This is a genomic window from Micromonospora rhizosphaerae (assembly GCF_900091465.1).
GTDB classification, from domain to species: Bacteria; Actinomycetota; Actinomycetes; order Mycobacteriales; family Micromonosporaceae; genus Micromonospora; species Micromonospora rhizosphaerae.
Map to the genome: position 1 here is coordinate 4,945,444 of NZ_FMHV01000002.1, position 14,373 is coordinate 4,959,816.

The 14,373-nt window shown below is 73.1% G+C and carries 15 protein-coding genes; 9 read left to right on the forward strand and 6 right to left on the reverse strand.

The window, feature by feature from the left end; translation table 11 throughout:
* The first annotated feature begins 161 nt into the window (after positions 1-161).
* A complete protein-coding gene (locus tag GA0070624_RS23260) occupies positions 162-1,934 on the forward strand; it encodes a DEAD/DEAH box helicase (RefSeq protein ID WP_091344575.1) in 1,773 nt (590 codons plus the stop codon).
* A gap of 81 nt (positions 1,935-2,015) precedes the next feature.
* On the opposite strand, the gene lon is transcribed toward GA0070624_RS23260, so the two are convergent.
* Positions 2,016-4,352 (reverse strand): endopeptidase La, encoded by a 2,337-nt coding sequence (gene lon / locus GA0070624_RS23265; protein WP_091344577.1) that lies wholly within the window; start codon positions 4,350-4,352, stop codon positions 2,016-2,018.
* A gap of 258 nt (positions 4,353-4,610) precedes the next feature.
* On the opposite strand from lon, the gene GA0070624_RS23270 reads away from it, so the two are divergent.
* Entirely contained in the window at positions 4,611-4,958 is a 348-nt protein-coding gene (locus tag GA0070624_RS23270; protein ID WP_091344580.1) for a histone-like nucleoid-structuring protein Lsr2, read from the forward strand.
* A 241-nt stretch (positions 4,959-5,199) separates the two neighbouring features.
* Here GA0070624_RS23270 and GA0070624_RS23275 read toward each other — a convergent pair whose 3' ends face one another.
* Positions 5,200-6,498: a hypothetical protein gene (locus GA0070624_RS23275; RefSeq protein ID WP_176731831.1), complete on the reverse strand. Its 1,299-nt coding sequence runs from the start codon at positions 6,496-6,498 to the stop codon at positions 5,200-5,202.
* 287 nt (positions 6,499-6,785) lie between these two features.
* Positions 6,786-7,664, reverse strand: a complete 879-nt coding sequence (locus tag GA0070624_RS23280) for a PDDEXK family nuclease (RefSeq protein WP_091344582.1) — start codon at positions 7,662-7,664, stop codon at positions 6,786-6,788.
* A 204-nt stretch (positions 7,665-7,868) separates the two neighbouring features.
* Between GA0070624_RS23280 and GA0070624_RS23285 the strand changes: the two genes are divergently transcribed.
* The 5 genes from GA0070624_RS23285 to GA0070624_RS23305 all read left to right on the forward strand — a co-directional run bounded on the left by GA0070624_RS23285 (position 7,869) and on the right by GA0070624_RS23305 (position 10,321).
* Complete coding sequence (locus tag GA0070624_RS23285) at positions 7,869-8,057, forward strand: hypothetical protein (protein WP_091344584.1); 189 nt, start codon at positions 7,869-7,871, stop codon at positions 8,055-8,057.
* A 13-nt stretch (positions 8,058-8,070) separates the two neighbouring features.
* Positions 8,071-8,406 (forward strand): Asp23/Gls24 family envelope stress response protein, encoded by a 336-nt coding sequence (locus tag GA0070624_RS23290; protein ID WP_091344586.1) that lies wholly within the window; start codon positions 8,071-8,073, stop codon positions 8,404-8,406.
* Between the two features lies 1 nt (position 8,407).
* Positions 8,408-8,926: a hypothetical protein gene (locus GA0070624_RS23295; RefSeq protein WP_091344588.1), complete on the forward strand. Its 519-nt coding sequence runs from the start codon at positions 8,408-8,410 to the stop codon at positions 8,924-8,926.
* Positions 8,923-9,474, forward strand: coding sequence for an Asp23/Gls24 family envelope stress response protein (locus GA0070624_RS23300; RefSeq protein WP_091344591.1), 552 nt, complete (start codon positions 8,923-8,925; stop codon positions 9,472-9,474). Before GA0070624_RS23295 ends, GA0070624_RS23300 begins: the two co-directional genes overlap by 4 nt.
* Positions 9,475-9,595: 121 nt before the next feature.
* Complete coding sequence (locus GA0070624_RS23305; protein ID WP_091349599.1) at positions 9,596-10,321, forward strand: helical backbone metal receptor; 726 nt, start codon at positions 9,596-9,598, stop codon at positions 10,319-10,321.
* A gap of 22 nt (positions 10,322-10,343) precedes the next feature.
* On the opposite strand, the gene GA0070624_RS23310 is transcribed toward GA0070624_RS23305, so the two are convergent.
* Complete coding sequence (locus GA0070624_RS23310; RefSeq protein ID WP_091344593.1) at positions 10,344-11,042, reverse strand: CBS domain-containing protein; 699 nt, start codon at positions 11,040-11,042, stop codon at positions 10,344-10,346.
* Positions 11,043-11,268: 226 nt separating this feature from the next.
* Between GA0070624_RS23310 and GA0070624_RS23315 the strand changes: the two genes are divergently transcribed.
* The gene (locus GA0070624_RS23315) at positions 11,269-11,835 is read left to right on the forward strand and encodes a DoxX family protein (RefSeq protein ID WP_091349602.1); all 567 of its coding nucleotides are present in this window, start codon (positions 11,269-11,271) and stop codon (positions 11,833-11,835) included.
* A gap of 174 nt (positions 11,836-12,009) precedes the next feature.
* The gene (locus GA0070624_RS23320) at positions 12,010-12,378 is read left to right on the forward strand and encodes an FKBP-type peptidyl-prolyl cis-trans isomerase (protein ID WP_091344596.1); all 369 of its coding nucleotides are present in this window, start codon (positions 12,010-12,012) and stop codon (positions 12,376-12,378) included.
* A gap of 73 nt (positions 12,379-12,451) precedes the next feature.
* Here the strand turns inward: GA0070624_RS23320 and GA0070624_RS23325 are convergent, their stop codons facing one another.
* Together GA0070624_RS23325 and GA0070624_RS23330 are read right to left on the reverse strand one after the other, a co-directional pair.
* Positions 12,452-12,817 (reverse strand): anti-sigma factor antagonist, encoded by a 366-nt coding sequence (locus GA0070624_RS23325; RefSeq protein WP_091344599.1) that lies wholly within the window; start codon positions 12,815-12,817, stop codon positions 12,452-12,454.
* A 210-nt stretch (positions 12,818-13,027) separates the two neighbouring features.
* Positions 13,028-14,299: a L,D-transpeptidase gene (locus GA0070624_RS23330; protein ID WP_091344601.1), complete on the reverse strand. Its 1,272-nt coding sequence runs from the start codon at positions 14,297-14,299 to the stop codon at positions 13,028-13,030.
* Positions 14,300-14,373: the final 74 nt, after the last annotated feature.

Below are 14,373 nucleotides of genomic sequence, written 5' to 3' on the forward strand. Positions count from 1 at the left end.
GCCTGCAAGGGCCCGCACGGACGTAAAGATCAGGTAAGGCCAGGGGCAGTCGGGGCAGCCGCCGTGCTGGCCATCGTGCTCGGCTGAACGGGAACGTGGTGCGGCCGACGGTTGTGCCGGTCGCCGCATCGCGCGGTCGTGGGTGATGAAAAGCTGGGCGCATGAGTTCCGCACCCACACCGACCGACCCCACCGCGACCGACGACGGGAGCACCTTCGCAGATCTCGGGCTGCGCACCGAGTTGCTGGCCGCGCTCTCCGCCCTCGGCTACGAGGAGCCGACCCCGATTCAGCGGGAGGCCATCCCGCCGCTGCTGGCCGGCCGGGACCTGCTGGGGCAGGCGGCGACCGGTACGGGCAAGACGGCCGCGTTCGCCCTGCCGCTGCTGCAGCGGATGCCGGACGAGCGGACCGGCGGTGATCCGGTGGCGCTGGTGCTGGTGCCCACCCGGGAACTGGCGGTGCAGGTCTCCGAGGCGTTCCACCGGTACGGCAAGGACCTCGGCGCCCGGGTGCTGCCGATCTACGGCGGTCAGCCGATCGGCCGTCAGCTGCGCGCCCTGGACATGGGCGTGGACGTGGTGGTGGCGACCCCGGGCCGGGCCCTGGACCACATCGCCCGGGGCACCCTGCGGCTGGGTTCGCTGGCGACGGTGGTGCTGGACGAGGCGGACGAGATGCTCGACATGGGCTTCGCCGAGGACATCGAGGCGATCCTGGAGCACGCGCCCGAGCAGCGGCAGACCGTGCTCTTCTCGGCCACCATGCCGTCGCGGATCGACGGGCTGGCGCGTCAGCACCTGAACGATCCGGTGCGCATCCAGATCGGCCGGGAGCAGCCGGCGGCCGGTGCGCAGCCCCGGGTGCGGCAGAGCGCGTACATGGTCACCCGGGGGCACAAGCCGGCGGCGCTGGGCCGGGTGCTGGACGTGGAGTCCCCCACCGCGGCGATCGTCTTCTGCCGCAGCCGCGAGGAGGTGGACCGGCTCACCGAGACGATGAACGGCCGCGGCTACCGGGCCGAGGCACTGCACGGCGGGATGAGCCAGGAGCAGCGCGACCGGGTGATGGGCCGGCTCCGGGCGGGCACCGCCGACCTGCTGGTGGCCACCGACGTGGCGGCCCGGGGGTTGGACATCGAGCAGCTCACCCACGTGGTCAACTACGACGTGCCGTCGGCGCCCGAGTCGTACGTGCACCGGATCGGCCGGGTCGGTCGGGCCGGCCGGGAGGGGGTGGCGATCACCCTCGCCGAGCCGCGCGAGCACCGGATGCTCAAGACCATCGAGCGGGTCACCGGGCAGCGGATCAGCGTCGACAAGATCCCCACCGTGGCCGACCTGCGGGCCCGGCGGTTGGAGCTGACCCAGGCGGCGATGCGGGAGAGCCTGCTCGAAGACAACCTGGAGCCGTTCCGGGTGATCGTCGAGTCGCTGACCGACGAGTTCGACATGATGGAGGTCGCGCTCGCGGCGGTGAAGCTGGCCCACGAGGCCACCTCGCCGGGCCCCGCCGAGGAGGAGGAGGAGATCCCGCAGGTCGCGGTCCGCCCGCCGCGGGAGGCCCGACAGTACGACGGCCGCGGCGCGGAGCGGCGCGGTCGACCCCGCCCGGGCGGCACCACCCAGGTCTTCATCGGGCTGGGCCGGCGCGCCGGGGTCCGGCCGCAGGACCTGGTCGGGGCGATCACCGGGGAGACCGGGGTGAGCGGGCGGGACATCGGCTCGATCGAGATCGCCGACCGGTTCTCCCTGGTCGAGGTGCCGTACGGGGTCGCCGACGAGGTGATCGCGGGGCTGCGCGGCAGCACCATCAAGGGCCGTAAGGCGACGGTCCGCCTGGATCGTGACGGCGGCGGCGGCTTCGACGGCCGCGACCGACGTGAGCGCCGGGACCGGGACTTCGCGGCCGGCGGTCGCCGCGAGCGCGGCTGAGAAGGGACCGAGGCCCCCGGTCGATCGACCGGGGGCCTCGGTGTGCCTGGTCCCGCCCCGGGTGTGCCGGAGCAGGCACGGTCAGGCCGCGGCGAGTGGCTGGCCGCCCAGGGTCTCCGCGTCGACGTCGGCCGGGCGCAGCGCCAGGGCGAGCACGTCGGCGACGTCGGCGAGGGTGTGGATGGTCAGCGCCTCGCGTACCTCGGTGGGCAGGTCGTCGAGGTCCGGCTCGTTGCGGGCCGGGATGATCACCTCGGTCAGGCCGGCCCGGTGGGCGGCGAGCAGCTTCTGCTTCACGCCGCCGATGGGCAGCACCCGGCCGGAGAGCGTGACCTCGCCGGTCATGCCGAACTCGGGGCGTACCGGTCGGCCGCTGGCCAGCGAGGCGAGGGCGGTGACCATGGTGATGCCGGCGCTGGGGCCGTCCTTGGGCACCGCGCCCGCCGGCACGTGCAGGTGGATCCGCCGCCCGGCGAGGGCGTTCGGGTCCAGCCCGAGCCGGCGCCCGTTCGAGCGCAGGTACGACAGGGCGATGTGCGCGGACTCCTTCATCACGTCGCCGAGCTGGCCGGTCAGGGTCAGCCCCGGTTCGCCCTCCATGCTGGTGGCCTCGATGAAGAGCACGTCCCCACCGGCGCCGGTGACCGCCAGGCCGGTGGCCACGCCGGGCACCGCCGTCCGCTCCGCCGACTCCGGGGTGAACTTCGGCCGGCCCAGGTAGCGGGCCAGGTTGTCCGTGTCCACCCGGACCGGTGCCGGGTCGGACGCCAGCGCCACCGCCACCTTGCGCAGGATCTTGGCCAGGGCCCGCTCGAGCTGCCGGACGCCGGCCTCCCGGGTGTACTCCCCCGCGATCCGGGCCAGGGCCTCGTCGGCGACGGTGACCTCGTCGGCGGTCAGCCCGGCTCGCTCCCGCTGGCGCGGCAGCAGGTGGTCCCGGGCAATGGCCACCTTCTCGTCCTCGGTGTAGCCGTCCAGGGTGACCAGCTCCATCCGGTCCAGCAGCGGGCCGGGGATGGTCTCCACCACGTTGGCGGTGGCCAGGAAGAGCACGTCGGACAGGTCGAGGTCGACCTCCAGGTAATGGTCCCGGAAGGTGTGGTTCTGCGCCGGGTCGAGCACCTCCAGCAGGGCCGCGGCCGGGTCGCCGGAGTAGCCGACGGCCAGCTTGTCGACCTCGTCGAGGAGCACGACCGGGTTCATCGAGCCGGCCTCGCGCAGGGCGCGGACGATCCGGCCGGGCAGCGCGCCGACGTAGGTGCGCCGGTGGCCGCGGATCTCCGCCTCGTCGCGGACACCGCCGAGGGAGACCCGGACGAAGTTGCGGCCGAGCGCCCGGGCGATCGACTCGCCGAGGCTGGTCTTGCCGACGCCGGGCGGGCCGGCGAGGGCGAGCACCGCGCCGGAGCCACGGCCGCCCACCACGCCGAGGTTGCGCTCGGCCCGGCGGTTGCGCACCGCGAGGTACTCCAGGATGCGGTCCTTAACATCGGCCAGGCCGGCGTGGTCGGCGTCGAGCACCGCCCGGGCCGCGGCCAGGTCGGTGTTGTCCTCGGTACGCGTGCTCCACGGCATCTCCAGCACCGTGTCGAGCCAGGTACGGATCCAGCCCGCCTCCGGGGACGCGTCGCTGGCCCGCTCCAGCTTGCCGACCTCGCGCAGCGCCGCCTCGCGTACCTTCTCGGGCAGGTCGGCGGCCTCGACCCGGGACCGGTAGTCGGCGGAGCCGTCCGGCTCGTCCTCGCCGAGCTCCTTGCGAATCGCGGCGAGCTGCTGACGGAGCAGGAACTCCCGCTGGGACTTCTCCAGCCCCTCGCGGACGTCGCTGTTGATCTGCTCGGTGACCTCCTGCTCGGCCAGGTGGTCCTTCGCCCAGCCGACGAGGAGTTCCAGCCGGGCGGTGACGTCCGGCGCGGCGAGCAGCTCGGTCTTCTGCGCCAGGGTGAGCCAGGGCGCGTAGCCGGCCGCGTCGGCCAGCTCGGAGAGGTCGGTCATCCGCTCCATGGCGTCGATGACCTGCCATGCGCCGCGCTGCTGGAGGACGGACGTCATCAGCGCGCGGTACTCACGGGCGAGTTCCCGGGCCTTGCCGGCCGGGGCGGGTTCGTCGAGTTCGGTCGCCTCGACCCAGAGGGCGGCGCCGGGGCCGGGGACGCCGGAGCCGATCCGGGCCCGGGCCAGGCCGCGGATCACGGCGGCGGGCTCGCCGCTGGGCAGCCGGCCCACCTTCTCGATGGTGGCGACCGCGCCGACGGAGCCGTACTCGCCGTCGATGCGGGGCACGGCCAGGAGCTTCCTGTCGCCGGTGGCGCGGGCCGCGTCGACCGCTGCCTGGGTGGTCGGGTCGAGGGTCACCGGGATGACCATGCCCGGCAGCAGGACGGCGTCGGTCAGGGGAAGTACCGGAAGAGTTGCCATCGAACACCTGCTATCGCGTTGAGTTGAGCGTGTCAGGCTCAAGTAACAAAGCGTTCCCCTTGTTCCGGGTTGTGACCCAGACCACTCCCCTCGCCCTCCCCGGCCGGCCCCGCACCGGGGGCTGACACCCGGCGGCAGACGATTCCGGCGTACGGATTTGCGACCCGCCGAATGCAGAACAACGGGTATTGTTGCGAATTCGCCGCGCGGTGCGTCAAACTCTTAGCCACACCCCGCCCGACACAGGGAGCAATCGCGATGGCAAGGAAAGTAATCACCGTTCTGACCGACGATCTCGACGGCGGAAAGGCCGATCGGACCGTCGAGTTCAGTCTGGACGGCGTGGCGTACACCATCGACGTCTCCGACGAGAACGCGGGCGTCCTGCGCAAGGCCCTGGACCCGTACATCAACGCTGGCAGGCGGATGGGCCGCGGAGCGCTCGACGCGGGCCGCGCCACTCGCCGCCCGGGGCGTCCGGCCACCTCCGGAATGGACCGCGAGCAGAACCGGGCCATCCGGGAATGGGCCGCCAAGAACGGCTACGAGATTTCCGAGCGGGGCCGCATCCCGGTCTCTGTGGTGGAGGCGTACAAGAACCGCTGAGCGAGCGGGCAAAGATCACCTTCCGGCACCCCGGGGTCACGCTGAGAAATCGGCGGCGGCCCCGGTGCTGTTTTCCGTGTCGTTAGCAAATTCCGCCGAGTGGGCGCGGGACCCGGGGCCTGTGCCGGGGCGTGACCGGCGCCACCATGATCAACGCGAGGCCGGGGAGTCGTCGCCGGCGCTGACCTGAACGGGCGACCGGGGCCGTCCGGGTACGCCCGGACGGCGCCCGGACCGTCGCTCAGTTCACCCGGATCCGCACCACGTCGAACGCGGGGGTCTGGTTGGCCCGCTCCATCATCGGGATCCGGTGCGAGCCGTCACCGGCCCAGACCGCGCACTGGGCGAGACCCGACTGCGGCAGGCCCGGAATCTGAATGATCACGTCGTCCGGCTGGGCGCCGCCCCGACCGTCCTCGGTGGCCACGAAGAACGCCGGCACGTCCTGGGGCGCCGGTGGCTGCCGGGTGCTGTTCAGCATTCGGCAGGCGGTGTGGAAGTGGCCCCGCACCAGCCCCTGGTCGTTGAGCAGCGAACTCTCCAGGTAGTAGCCGCCCTGACCCGCCGCGAGGAAGCGGTCCCGGACCAGGTTCTGGGTGGTCACCCGCAGATTGAAGGGCTGGTTGCGCCGGACCTGGTTCGGGAACTGTGTGATCAGCAGCGACGGATTGTTCGCCGCCGCGCCGACCTCACCGAATGCGGTGCTCACACAGCGGTCACCGGCCTGGAAACCGTCATGCGGCTGCAGTTTGCTGTTGCCGCAGTCCTTGGCCAGCACACCCAGCCCGTTGCCGTTGTTCCCACCGTTGTTGCCGCCGTTGTTGTTCCCGCCATTGTCGTTGCCACCGGCGTTCTGGCCGCCATTGTCGCTGCCGCCCGTGTTCTGACCACCGTTGTCGCCGGTGTCGTTTCCGCCGGCATTCTGACCCGCGTCGGCGAGGGCGCACTGGGCGAGCTGGTCGAGGCCCTCCGGCCGCTGCGCCGCCCGGCCGATGGCGGTCGCGATCCGGTTCAACGTCGCGGTCCGCTCGTCGGCCAAGGGCCGCAGGACGACGTTGTTGATGAAGTCCTGGTCGTTGCGGCTGCCGTCGGCGGCGAGCCGTCGGTTCGCCTCGGCGATCTGCGCGTCCAGCAGCGCAAGGTTGCGGTCCACCTCGGCGCGGGCCTGGTCAGGGATCTGGGGGAGCCTGGCCTTGACGTCCGGGCAGGCCACGGTGGGGGCACCGGCGGCGGCGCCACCGGCCTTGACCGACTGGCACTCGGCGACCGACATCTGCCCGTCGCCCCAGTGGTTTCGCACCCAGCGGCCGTTCTGCCAGGTCCGGGTGGTGCTGCCCCGCCCGCTCGGTGCGGTCGCGCCGGGACTGGGGGCGACGCACGACGCCGCGACGGTGCGGCTGTCCGTCCGCCGGTCCTGGGCGGACGAAATCTGGGTCACGGCGACGATTGCGCCGAAGACCGCGAGCGTGCCGACAACGGCCAGCAGTCGCTTGCTCCGCGCGTTACCGGATGACCGGCGCGCCCCTCTGGACCTGCGCATCGAATTGCTCTCCTTCTCGATCCGGTAGTTGGCCCGTGATCCCGGCGGACCGACGGAACTTCGGGGTGAGGATCACTGCGACGCGTCGATGAGCGACGATGCCTTTCCGCTCCGTCTCCCGCGCTCGCCGGCGCGCCTCGGGAAGATCTGCGTCCATTCCCGGTGGAGTACGGAGCGGCGACGGTGCTGGTTCAACGCCGGATCGGGGAATTCGAGAAGGAGATGCTCAACCGGCACAGGGGGGAGGCCGGCCATTTCGGCCCGGAGCGGTTCCTCGACGGGCGCGGTCAGTCGGCGCAGAGGTGGTCGAACGCGAAGCCGCCGTCCAACTCGTCGCGGCGGCCGGCCAGCAGCCGGAGGTCCCGGCGCAGCTGGTCCCGGTCCACCAGCAGCGGCTCGGCGGCGTCGAGGTCGCGCAGCCGCTCCCCGACCGCCAGCGCGGCCAGGTCCTCGGCGAGCCGGGCCGGGTCGACCCCGCACGAGAACCGCTGGTCCCAGAGCTGGACCCGCTCGAGGAGGCACCGTCCGGGCCGCACCTCGACCCAGCTCCACCCCTCGGCGGGGCTGTTCTTCCAGCGCACGTGCAGGCCCCGGATGATGGGATCCGCGAGCTGCCGGTTCACGTACGCCTCGACGGCGGCGGCCCGGGCCAGGGCACCGAGGTCGTTGACGTGGCCGCTGCGCCCATCCGGCAGCCGGCCGATGATGTCGCGGAACCCGACCGTCGGCTGCTCACCAGAGTCGGGCTCGGGGCTGGCGGCGTCCGCGTAGCCGCGCGCATCGATGACGTACTCGACGATGCGGCGGCCGTGGTCGGCGCCGCGCAGGGTCGGCGACTCGATCCGCAGCACCTCCAGGCCGACCGCCGCGCAGACCGCGTTCTTCATCCGCTCGGCGCGCTGCTCCGGCGAGCCGGCGGCCGGCGGCGGGGCGATCTCCACGGCGAACACGGGCCGGCCGCTGTCGGCGGCGCAGACCACTTGGTCGAAACCCTCCCGGATCGCGGAGCTCCACTGGTGGCCGGTGATGCCCGGCGGACGCCCCTGCACCAGCTCGCTGAGCCGCCGCGACGCGTACACGACCTGACCGGCCCGGGTGAGCAGCGGCGTGCCCCCGGCCGTGATCGGACGCAGCCAGGTGCCGTCCTCGCTACCGGTGCCCGTCATCCTCGCCAGATCCATCCGTTGATCGGTCGACCCGTCGAGTCTAGGGCGTCGATCATGGTGGGCGACCCGTCGGTGCGGTCCGTGGCCGCCACCGAGGGAGCCCGCGGGACGTTCGAGCCGAACCTTGCCACGTTATAGGCGACTGACCAGGGCGAGAGCGGGTACGCCGGGGTCATCAGCCGGCCGGCACCAGCGGAGGTGGGCATGACGCGGCAGCAGTTCGGGTTCCTCGCCGGGTTCCTCCTGGTCGCGGTCTGGGCGCTCGGCGGTGCCGGCGCGGCGGCGGCCGCCACCCTGGCCGGCCTGGTCGGCTGGCTGCTGGTCCGGGTCCTCGACGGCGAGGTGACCACGGCCGGGCTCGCCGACCGGGCGGCCCCGACCCGACGACGCTGACCGGGGCGCCCGAGTGACCGGCACCCTGCCCCGTCGCGGCCGCACCGCGCACGCGCACGCCGACGCGGCGCCGGGCCGGACCGAGGACCGCGCCTGCCGGCTCGCGGAGGACGCGACGCGACACATTCCGGGCGTCTACGCCCCGGCCGCGGTGACCGTCCGCGCCGACGGGCAGGCGGCCCGCGTCTACCTCGACCTCCTGGTGGGCTACGGCGAGCACCTGCCGACGATCACCGAGGCGGTGCGCCGCCGGGTCGCCGCCCGGATCGAGGCGCACACCGGCCTGCCCGTGCAGGGGGTCACCATCACGGTGGTGGACGTGGTCCTCCCCGGCGAGGAGCCCGGCTGACATGCGAACGGCCAACCGGGTGGCCACCCTGCTGCTCGCCGTCGCCCTGCTCGCCGGCGGGCTGCTCGTCGCGGTCGAGGCGCTGCTCGCGGCGGTGGGCAGCCCGGGGCTGCTGCTCCCCCGCTGGTACGCCACCCTGACCGGCACCCGCTGGCAGGACGGTTCGGTCCGCGCGGTGGCGGCCGGGGTGACCCTGCTCGGCCTGGTGATCCTCGCCGCTGAGCTGCGCCGGTGGCGTCCGACGCGGCTACGGCTGACCGAGGACGACGGCTGGCACCTGCACCGGCGCTCGGTGGAGCGGCGGCTGGCCCGTGCGGCCCGGTCGGTGCCCAGCGTACGACGGGCCCGGGTCCGGATCCGCCGACGCGGCGACGCCTGGCGACCCCGGGTCACCGCCACCGGCGACCCGGCGGCCGTCTCCGACGTGGAGTTCGCCGTACACCGGGAGCTGGACCGGCTGGCGGCGCCCTCGCGCGGCCGGATCGAGGTCCGGCTCATCCCCGCCCGGCGGACGACATGAGCAACGCCGCGCATCGGCTGCTGTGGACGGTGATCGCCCTGCTGCTGACCGCCCTGGGCGGGACCGGGCTGGCCGTGAGCCTGGACTGGCTGCCCGGCGCCGGCGCACCGCTGCTCGGCACCGGCCTGCTGCACTGGTGGCGGGCGGGCGCGCCGTGGAGCGTCCTCGCCGTGGCGGTCGGCGGGGCGCTGCTCGCCCTGCTAGGGCAGCGGCTGATCGCCCGGGAGCTGCGGGTGCCGGGCCGGGTGGCCGGGACCCTGGTGCACCCGGGCAATGGCGCCGGTCGGACCCGGGTGGCCAGCGGACTGCTGACCGGCGCGCTGGAGCGGGATCTGCTGCGGGAGCCGGGGGTGCGCCGGGCGCGGGTGGTGCTCACCGGCGCGGTGGCCCGGCCGGACGTCTGGATCGAGGTGCACCTCGACCCGCGCACCGGCACCGCCGCCGTCCGCGAACACGTGGACGCCGCGGTCCGCCGGTTCGCGGCGACCGTCGGCTGCCGGCCGGCGCACCTGGACGTGACCGCCCGGGTGGACCAGGCCCGGCCCTGACCAGCCGGACAGGGCCGGACGACCACGTGGCGAGCGGCTTTGCGGGCGCCCGCGGCCCCGCTCGCGATCCCCACCGACGTGCGGCATGATCGGTCCGGCCGGGCGGCGGAAGGGGACGGGCGTGCGAGTGGTGTCCCTGGTGCCGTCGCTGACCGAGGCGGTGGCGCTGACCCGGCCCGAGGTGCTGGTCGGGGCCACCGACTGGTGCACCCACCCGGAGGGGCTGGACGTCGCCCGGGTGGGCGGCAGCAAGTACCCGGACCTGGACGGGGTGCTCGCGCTCCGACCCGACCTGGTCCTGCTCAACCAGGAGGAGAACCGCCGCGAAGACGCCGAGGCGCTGGTCGCCGCCGGGGTGCCGGTACGGGTCACCTTTCCGCGTACCGTGCCGGAAGCGCTGACCGAGCTCGGCGAGCTGGTCACCGCGCTCGGCGCGACGACCGAGCCGGACTGGCTCGTGGCGGCCCGCCGGGCCTGGGCCGCCCTGGCCGAGCCCACAACGTCGCGGCGGGCGGTGGTCCCGGTCTGGCGCCGGCCCTGGGTGGTGCTCGGCGGGGAGACCTTCGCCGGTGACGTGCTGCGCCGGCTCGGCGTGGCCAACCTGTACGCCGACCACGCCGAGCGCTACCCCCGCCCCGACCTGGACGAGCTGCGCGGCCGCGGGCCCGAGCTGGTGGTGCTGCCGGACGAGCCGTACCGGTTCACCGCCGACGACGGGCCGGAGGTCTTCCCCGGCGTCCCGTGCGCGCTGGTCTCCGGCCGGCACCTGACCTGGTACGGCCCCTGTCTCGCGGAGGCCCCCGCGGTGCTCGCCGCCCAGCTCGCCCACCCACTCCGAGCTGCCTGAACGGGGCGAGGGGAGGTGGCGCTCAGGCCACCGGCGTGACCTGTCCCGGATCCAGCTCGACCAGGGTGGTGTCGTCCACGTCGTACCCGATCGCGTTGTGGACCTGGATCACGCCGCTGACCTGGCCGGCGAGGCGGCCGGCGAGTTCGACGGCGGTCCGCCGGTCCAGCCGGCCGTCCAGCGTGACCTCGCCGTCGCGGACCTGCACGGTGACCAGGCCGTCCCGCACAGCGAGCACCCGGCGCAGCACCTCCTGCACCACGTCCTCGCGGATCTCCGCGTCGGTGCGCAGGTGCACCCGGAGCAGATCGCTGCGGGTGACGATGCCGACCAGCCGACCGAGGTCGTCCAGCACCGGCAGCCGCTTGACCGCCTCACGGTCCATCAGCCGGGCCGCCGCCGGCAGGGACGCCTCCGAGTACGTCGTCACCGCGGGCCTGGTCATCAGATCTCTGGCGACCAGCGCGCCGGCCTTCTCCCGCGCGGTACGCCGACGCCGCCCCTCGAAGATCCGCCGCTCGTCCGGGTGACCGGCCCGCTCGATCTTGTGGAGCAGATCCGCCTCGGAAACCACACCCAGCACCCGACGGAAGTCGTCCACCACCGGCACGGCGCTGATGCCCCGCCGGACCAGCACGTCGACGATCCGGCGGTACGGGGTTTCCTCCCCCACCGTCGCGACGTCCCTGGTCATCACGTCGCCCACCTGCCACGTCCTCATCACGACCTCCTCGGCGGTTGTTCCACTGGCGACGGTATGGCCGCACCGGCGCCCCTGGTCAGGGGCGGTCGACCGGCCCGGAAAGGCCGACCGGACCGGGATGGAAGAGGTCCAAGGTCCCGGGCAGGAGCGGCCCGGTCGGCCCTGCCCGGGCCGCCGCCGCAGAGATGGAATGGAGTTGCCATCGGAAAGCGCGGTGCGAGGCAGAAGAAGGGACGTGGAGACCATGACCGCGACAATCGAGCGGATCACCGCCAACACCAGGGCTCCGGCGGCCGAGACCACCCGGGACGTCGAGACCGTCCGTCAGCGGGCCGCCCGGTACGTCTTCGCCGGACTGCGGATCGCCCTGGGCTGGATCTTCCTCTGGGCCTTCCTGGACAAGATGTTCGGCCTCGGACACGCCACCCCGGCGAAGAACGCCTGGATCAACGGCGGCAGCCCCACCAAGGGCTTCCTCGCCTTCGGCGCCACCGGCCCGTTCAAGGGGCTCTACAACGGGATCGCCGGCGCGGCCTGGGCGGACTGGCTGTTCATGATCGGCCTCGCGGCCATCGGCCTGGCACTGGTCCTCGGCATCGGGATGCGGGTCGCCGCGGTCGCCGGCGGGATCCTGATGGTCATGATGTGGACGGCCGTGCTCCCCCCCGAGAACAACCCGTTCATGGACGACCACCTGATCTACGCGGGTCTGCTGGCCGGCCTGGCCCTGGTCGGCGCCGGTGACACCCTCGGACTCGGCCGGGCCTGGGCGAGGCTCCCCATCGTCCAGCGGCTCCCCTGGCTGACGTGAACCATCAGGCACTACCCACAGGGCGGGCGTCACCGGCGGTGACGCCCGCCGTTTCGTACGCCCACCGGTCCCCGCCGCTGCCCGGCTGCGGGGACCGCCGCGCATCGGCCGGTCGCGATCGGGCAGGATCGGCAGAGACCGGATGAATCACCCACCGAGGTAGGAGACCTTCGCATGGACAAGCCCGAAGTAGGCCCGATCGAGGGTGCCCCGCCCGCCGATCTCGTCATCGAGGACATCACCGTCGGCGAGGGCCCGGAGGCCCAGCCGGGTCAGGTGGCCAGGGTGCACTACGTCGGGGTGGCCCACTCGACCGGGCGCGAGTTCGACGCGTCGTGGAACCGCGGTGAGCCCTTCGAGTTCCCGCTCGGCGGCGGCCAGGTCATCGCCGGCTGGGATCGGGGTGTGGTCGGCATGAAGGTCGGCGGCCGTCGCCGGCTGACCATCCCGCCGCACCTGGGTTACGGCGACCGGGGCGCCGGCGGCGTCATCAAGCCGGGCGAGACGCTGGTCTTCGTGGTCGACCTGCTCGGCGTCCGCTGATCCGCCACCCGTACCGCAGGGTGCCGTCGGCATCCCCGCCGGCGGCCCTGCGGTCTGCCGGGCCCGCCGCCGATCAGACTCCCACCAGCTCTCCCAACCCCGGCGCACCGGCGGTCGTCGATTCCCGGATCGGCATCACCCGGTGCAGGCCGGTGGCGCGCAGCACGCGGGCCACCACCGGATCCGGGTCGACCAGCACCAGCTCGCCGCCGCGGGCCCGGATCCACAGGTGGGCCGCGACCAGCGCGCGCACCGCAGCGGCGGAGAACACCCGGACGCCGGCCAGATCCAGCCGCAGCACCGGCCGCGCCGGGGCCGCCCAGAGCGCGGCCCGGAACGCCCCGACCGTGGCGATGTCGATCTCACCGACCGCTCGGACGTCCACCACGTGGTCGCCGACGCTGGTCTCGGCGTGGAACCGGTCGCTGCGCTGTCCCATGTCGAGCAACCTATCCGGCGGGACCGACAGTTCCGCCCGACCGAGACACCGGATCCGGGTACGTCCCGGGTCCGACCCGGAGGAACTCGGGGTCCGACCCTGGACGCGGCCGGTCGGCCACCCGGCAGGGCGAGGCCGATCCGCCACGCCGCAGACGCGGCCGGTCCGCCACCTCGGTGGCGGACCGGCCGTCCGTGATCGTTCCTCCCGTCAGCCGCCGGCCGAGGGGGCGGGTGCGGCCGGTGCGGGCGACCCGCCGCCGGCCACCGCACCCGGGTGCGGCGTGGCGCTGTGGGTGGGCGCGAGCCCGGCCGGGACCGGCAGCGCGCTCCCCTTGGCGAACTCGTCCCAGCTGACGTTCCAGGCGGTGAAGCCGTTGCCCTGGTCCAACTTCACCTCGGTGCCCTTGACGGTCACCAGGTCGCCGACCTGCGTGATCCCCATCAGCCAGTGCGCCGCCGCGGCAGAGACGTTGGTGCAGCCGTGCGAGACGTTGATGTTGCCCTGGTCCCCCTCCGACCACGGCGCGGAGTGGATGAACTCGCCGCCCCAGGTCAGTCGCTGCGCGTCGTCCACGTCGACCACGTAGCCCCCGTTCGGGTCGCCACGGGTGTCGAAGGTGGTCCGGTCGAACTTCTCCATGATCACCATCTTGCCGCTGGAGGTCGGGGTGCTCGACTTGCCGAGGCTCACCGGGATCTTGCGGAGCAGCTTGCCGTCCTGGTAGACCGACATCTGCTTGGTGCCGTTGTCGATCTCGAGGGAGACCTGCCGGCCGATCTTCGAGGTCGCGGTGCGGTCAGCGTCGCCGATGGCGTTCTTGCCGATCGGCAGCCCCTGCAGGGCGCTCCGTACGCTGATCTTCGTGTCGGGCTTCCAGAAGTCGGGCGCCCGGTATTCGACCTGCTTGCCGTCCTTCACCCACGACCAGGTGCCCGGCTGCGGCGGGTCGGTCTTCACGAACAGTCGCCGTTGCACGTCCGCCCGGGCCTCTTTGGGAATTGGCGGATCGAAGGCGACGGTCACCGGCAGAGCCGTCCCGTACGTCTGTTTACTGGTGAAATAGAGCTCGCTGGTGATGGCCGGCTTGGTCGATTTCGCCGCCGTGGTGAACGTCGTCTTCTGCGTGGTGGTCCGTCCCTTGTCGCCGGTCGCGGTCACCTCCGCCGTGTACGTCTTCGAGTTCTTCAATGGTTTGGCCGGCACCCAACCGGACCCGTCCTCCCTCGGTTCGGCCGCGACCGGCGCGCCCTTGTCGTCGGTGAGCCGCACCGCGGTGATCTTCCCACCCTTGACGGTGGCGCCCACCTCCGCGCTGATCGGCACGTCGCGGGACTTGTCACCCGGCGTCACGGTCAGCGACGGGCCGACAGCCTTCTTGCCGTGCACTCCCGGCTTCTGGTCGGCGGTGCATCCGCCGAGGACCAGCGGTGTGGCTGCGATGGTTACCGCGATTAGCGTGAATCGCCGCCGCACATACATATTCCGCCCCCCTTTTCCACTCCCCTTGGTTCACATTCTGTAGGGCCGACGGGAAGGGGATGCTTGCTTCGGCG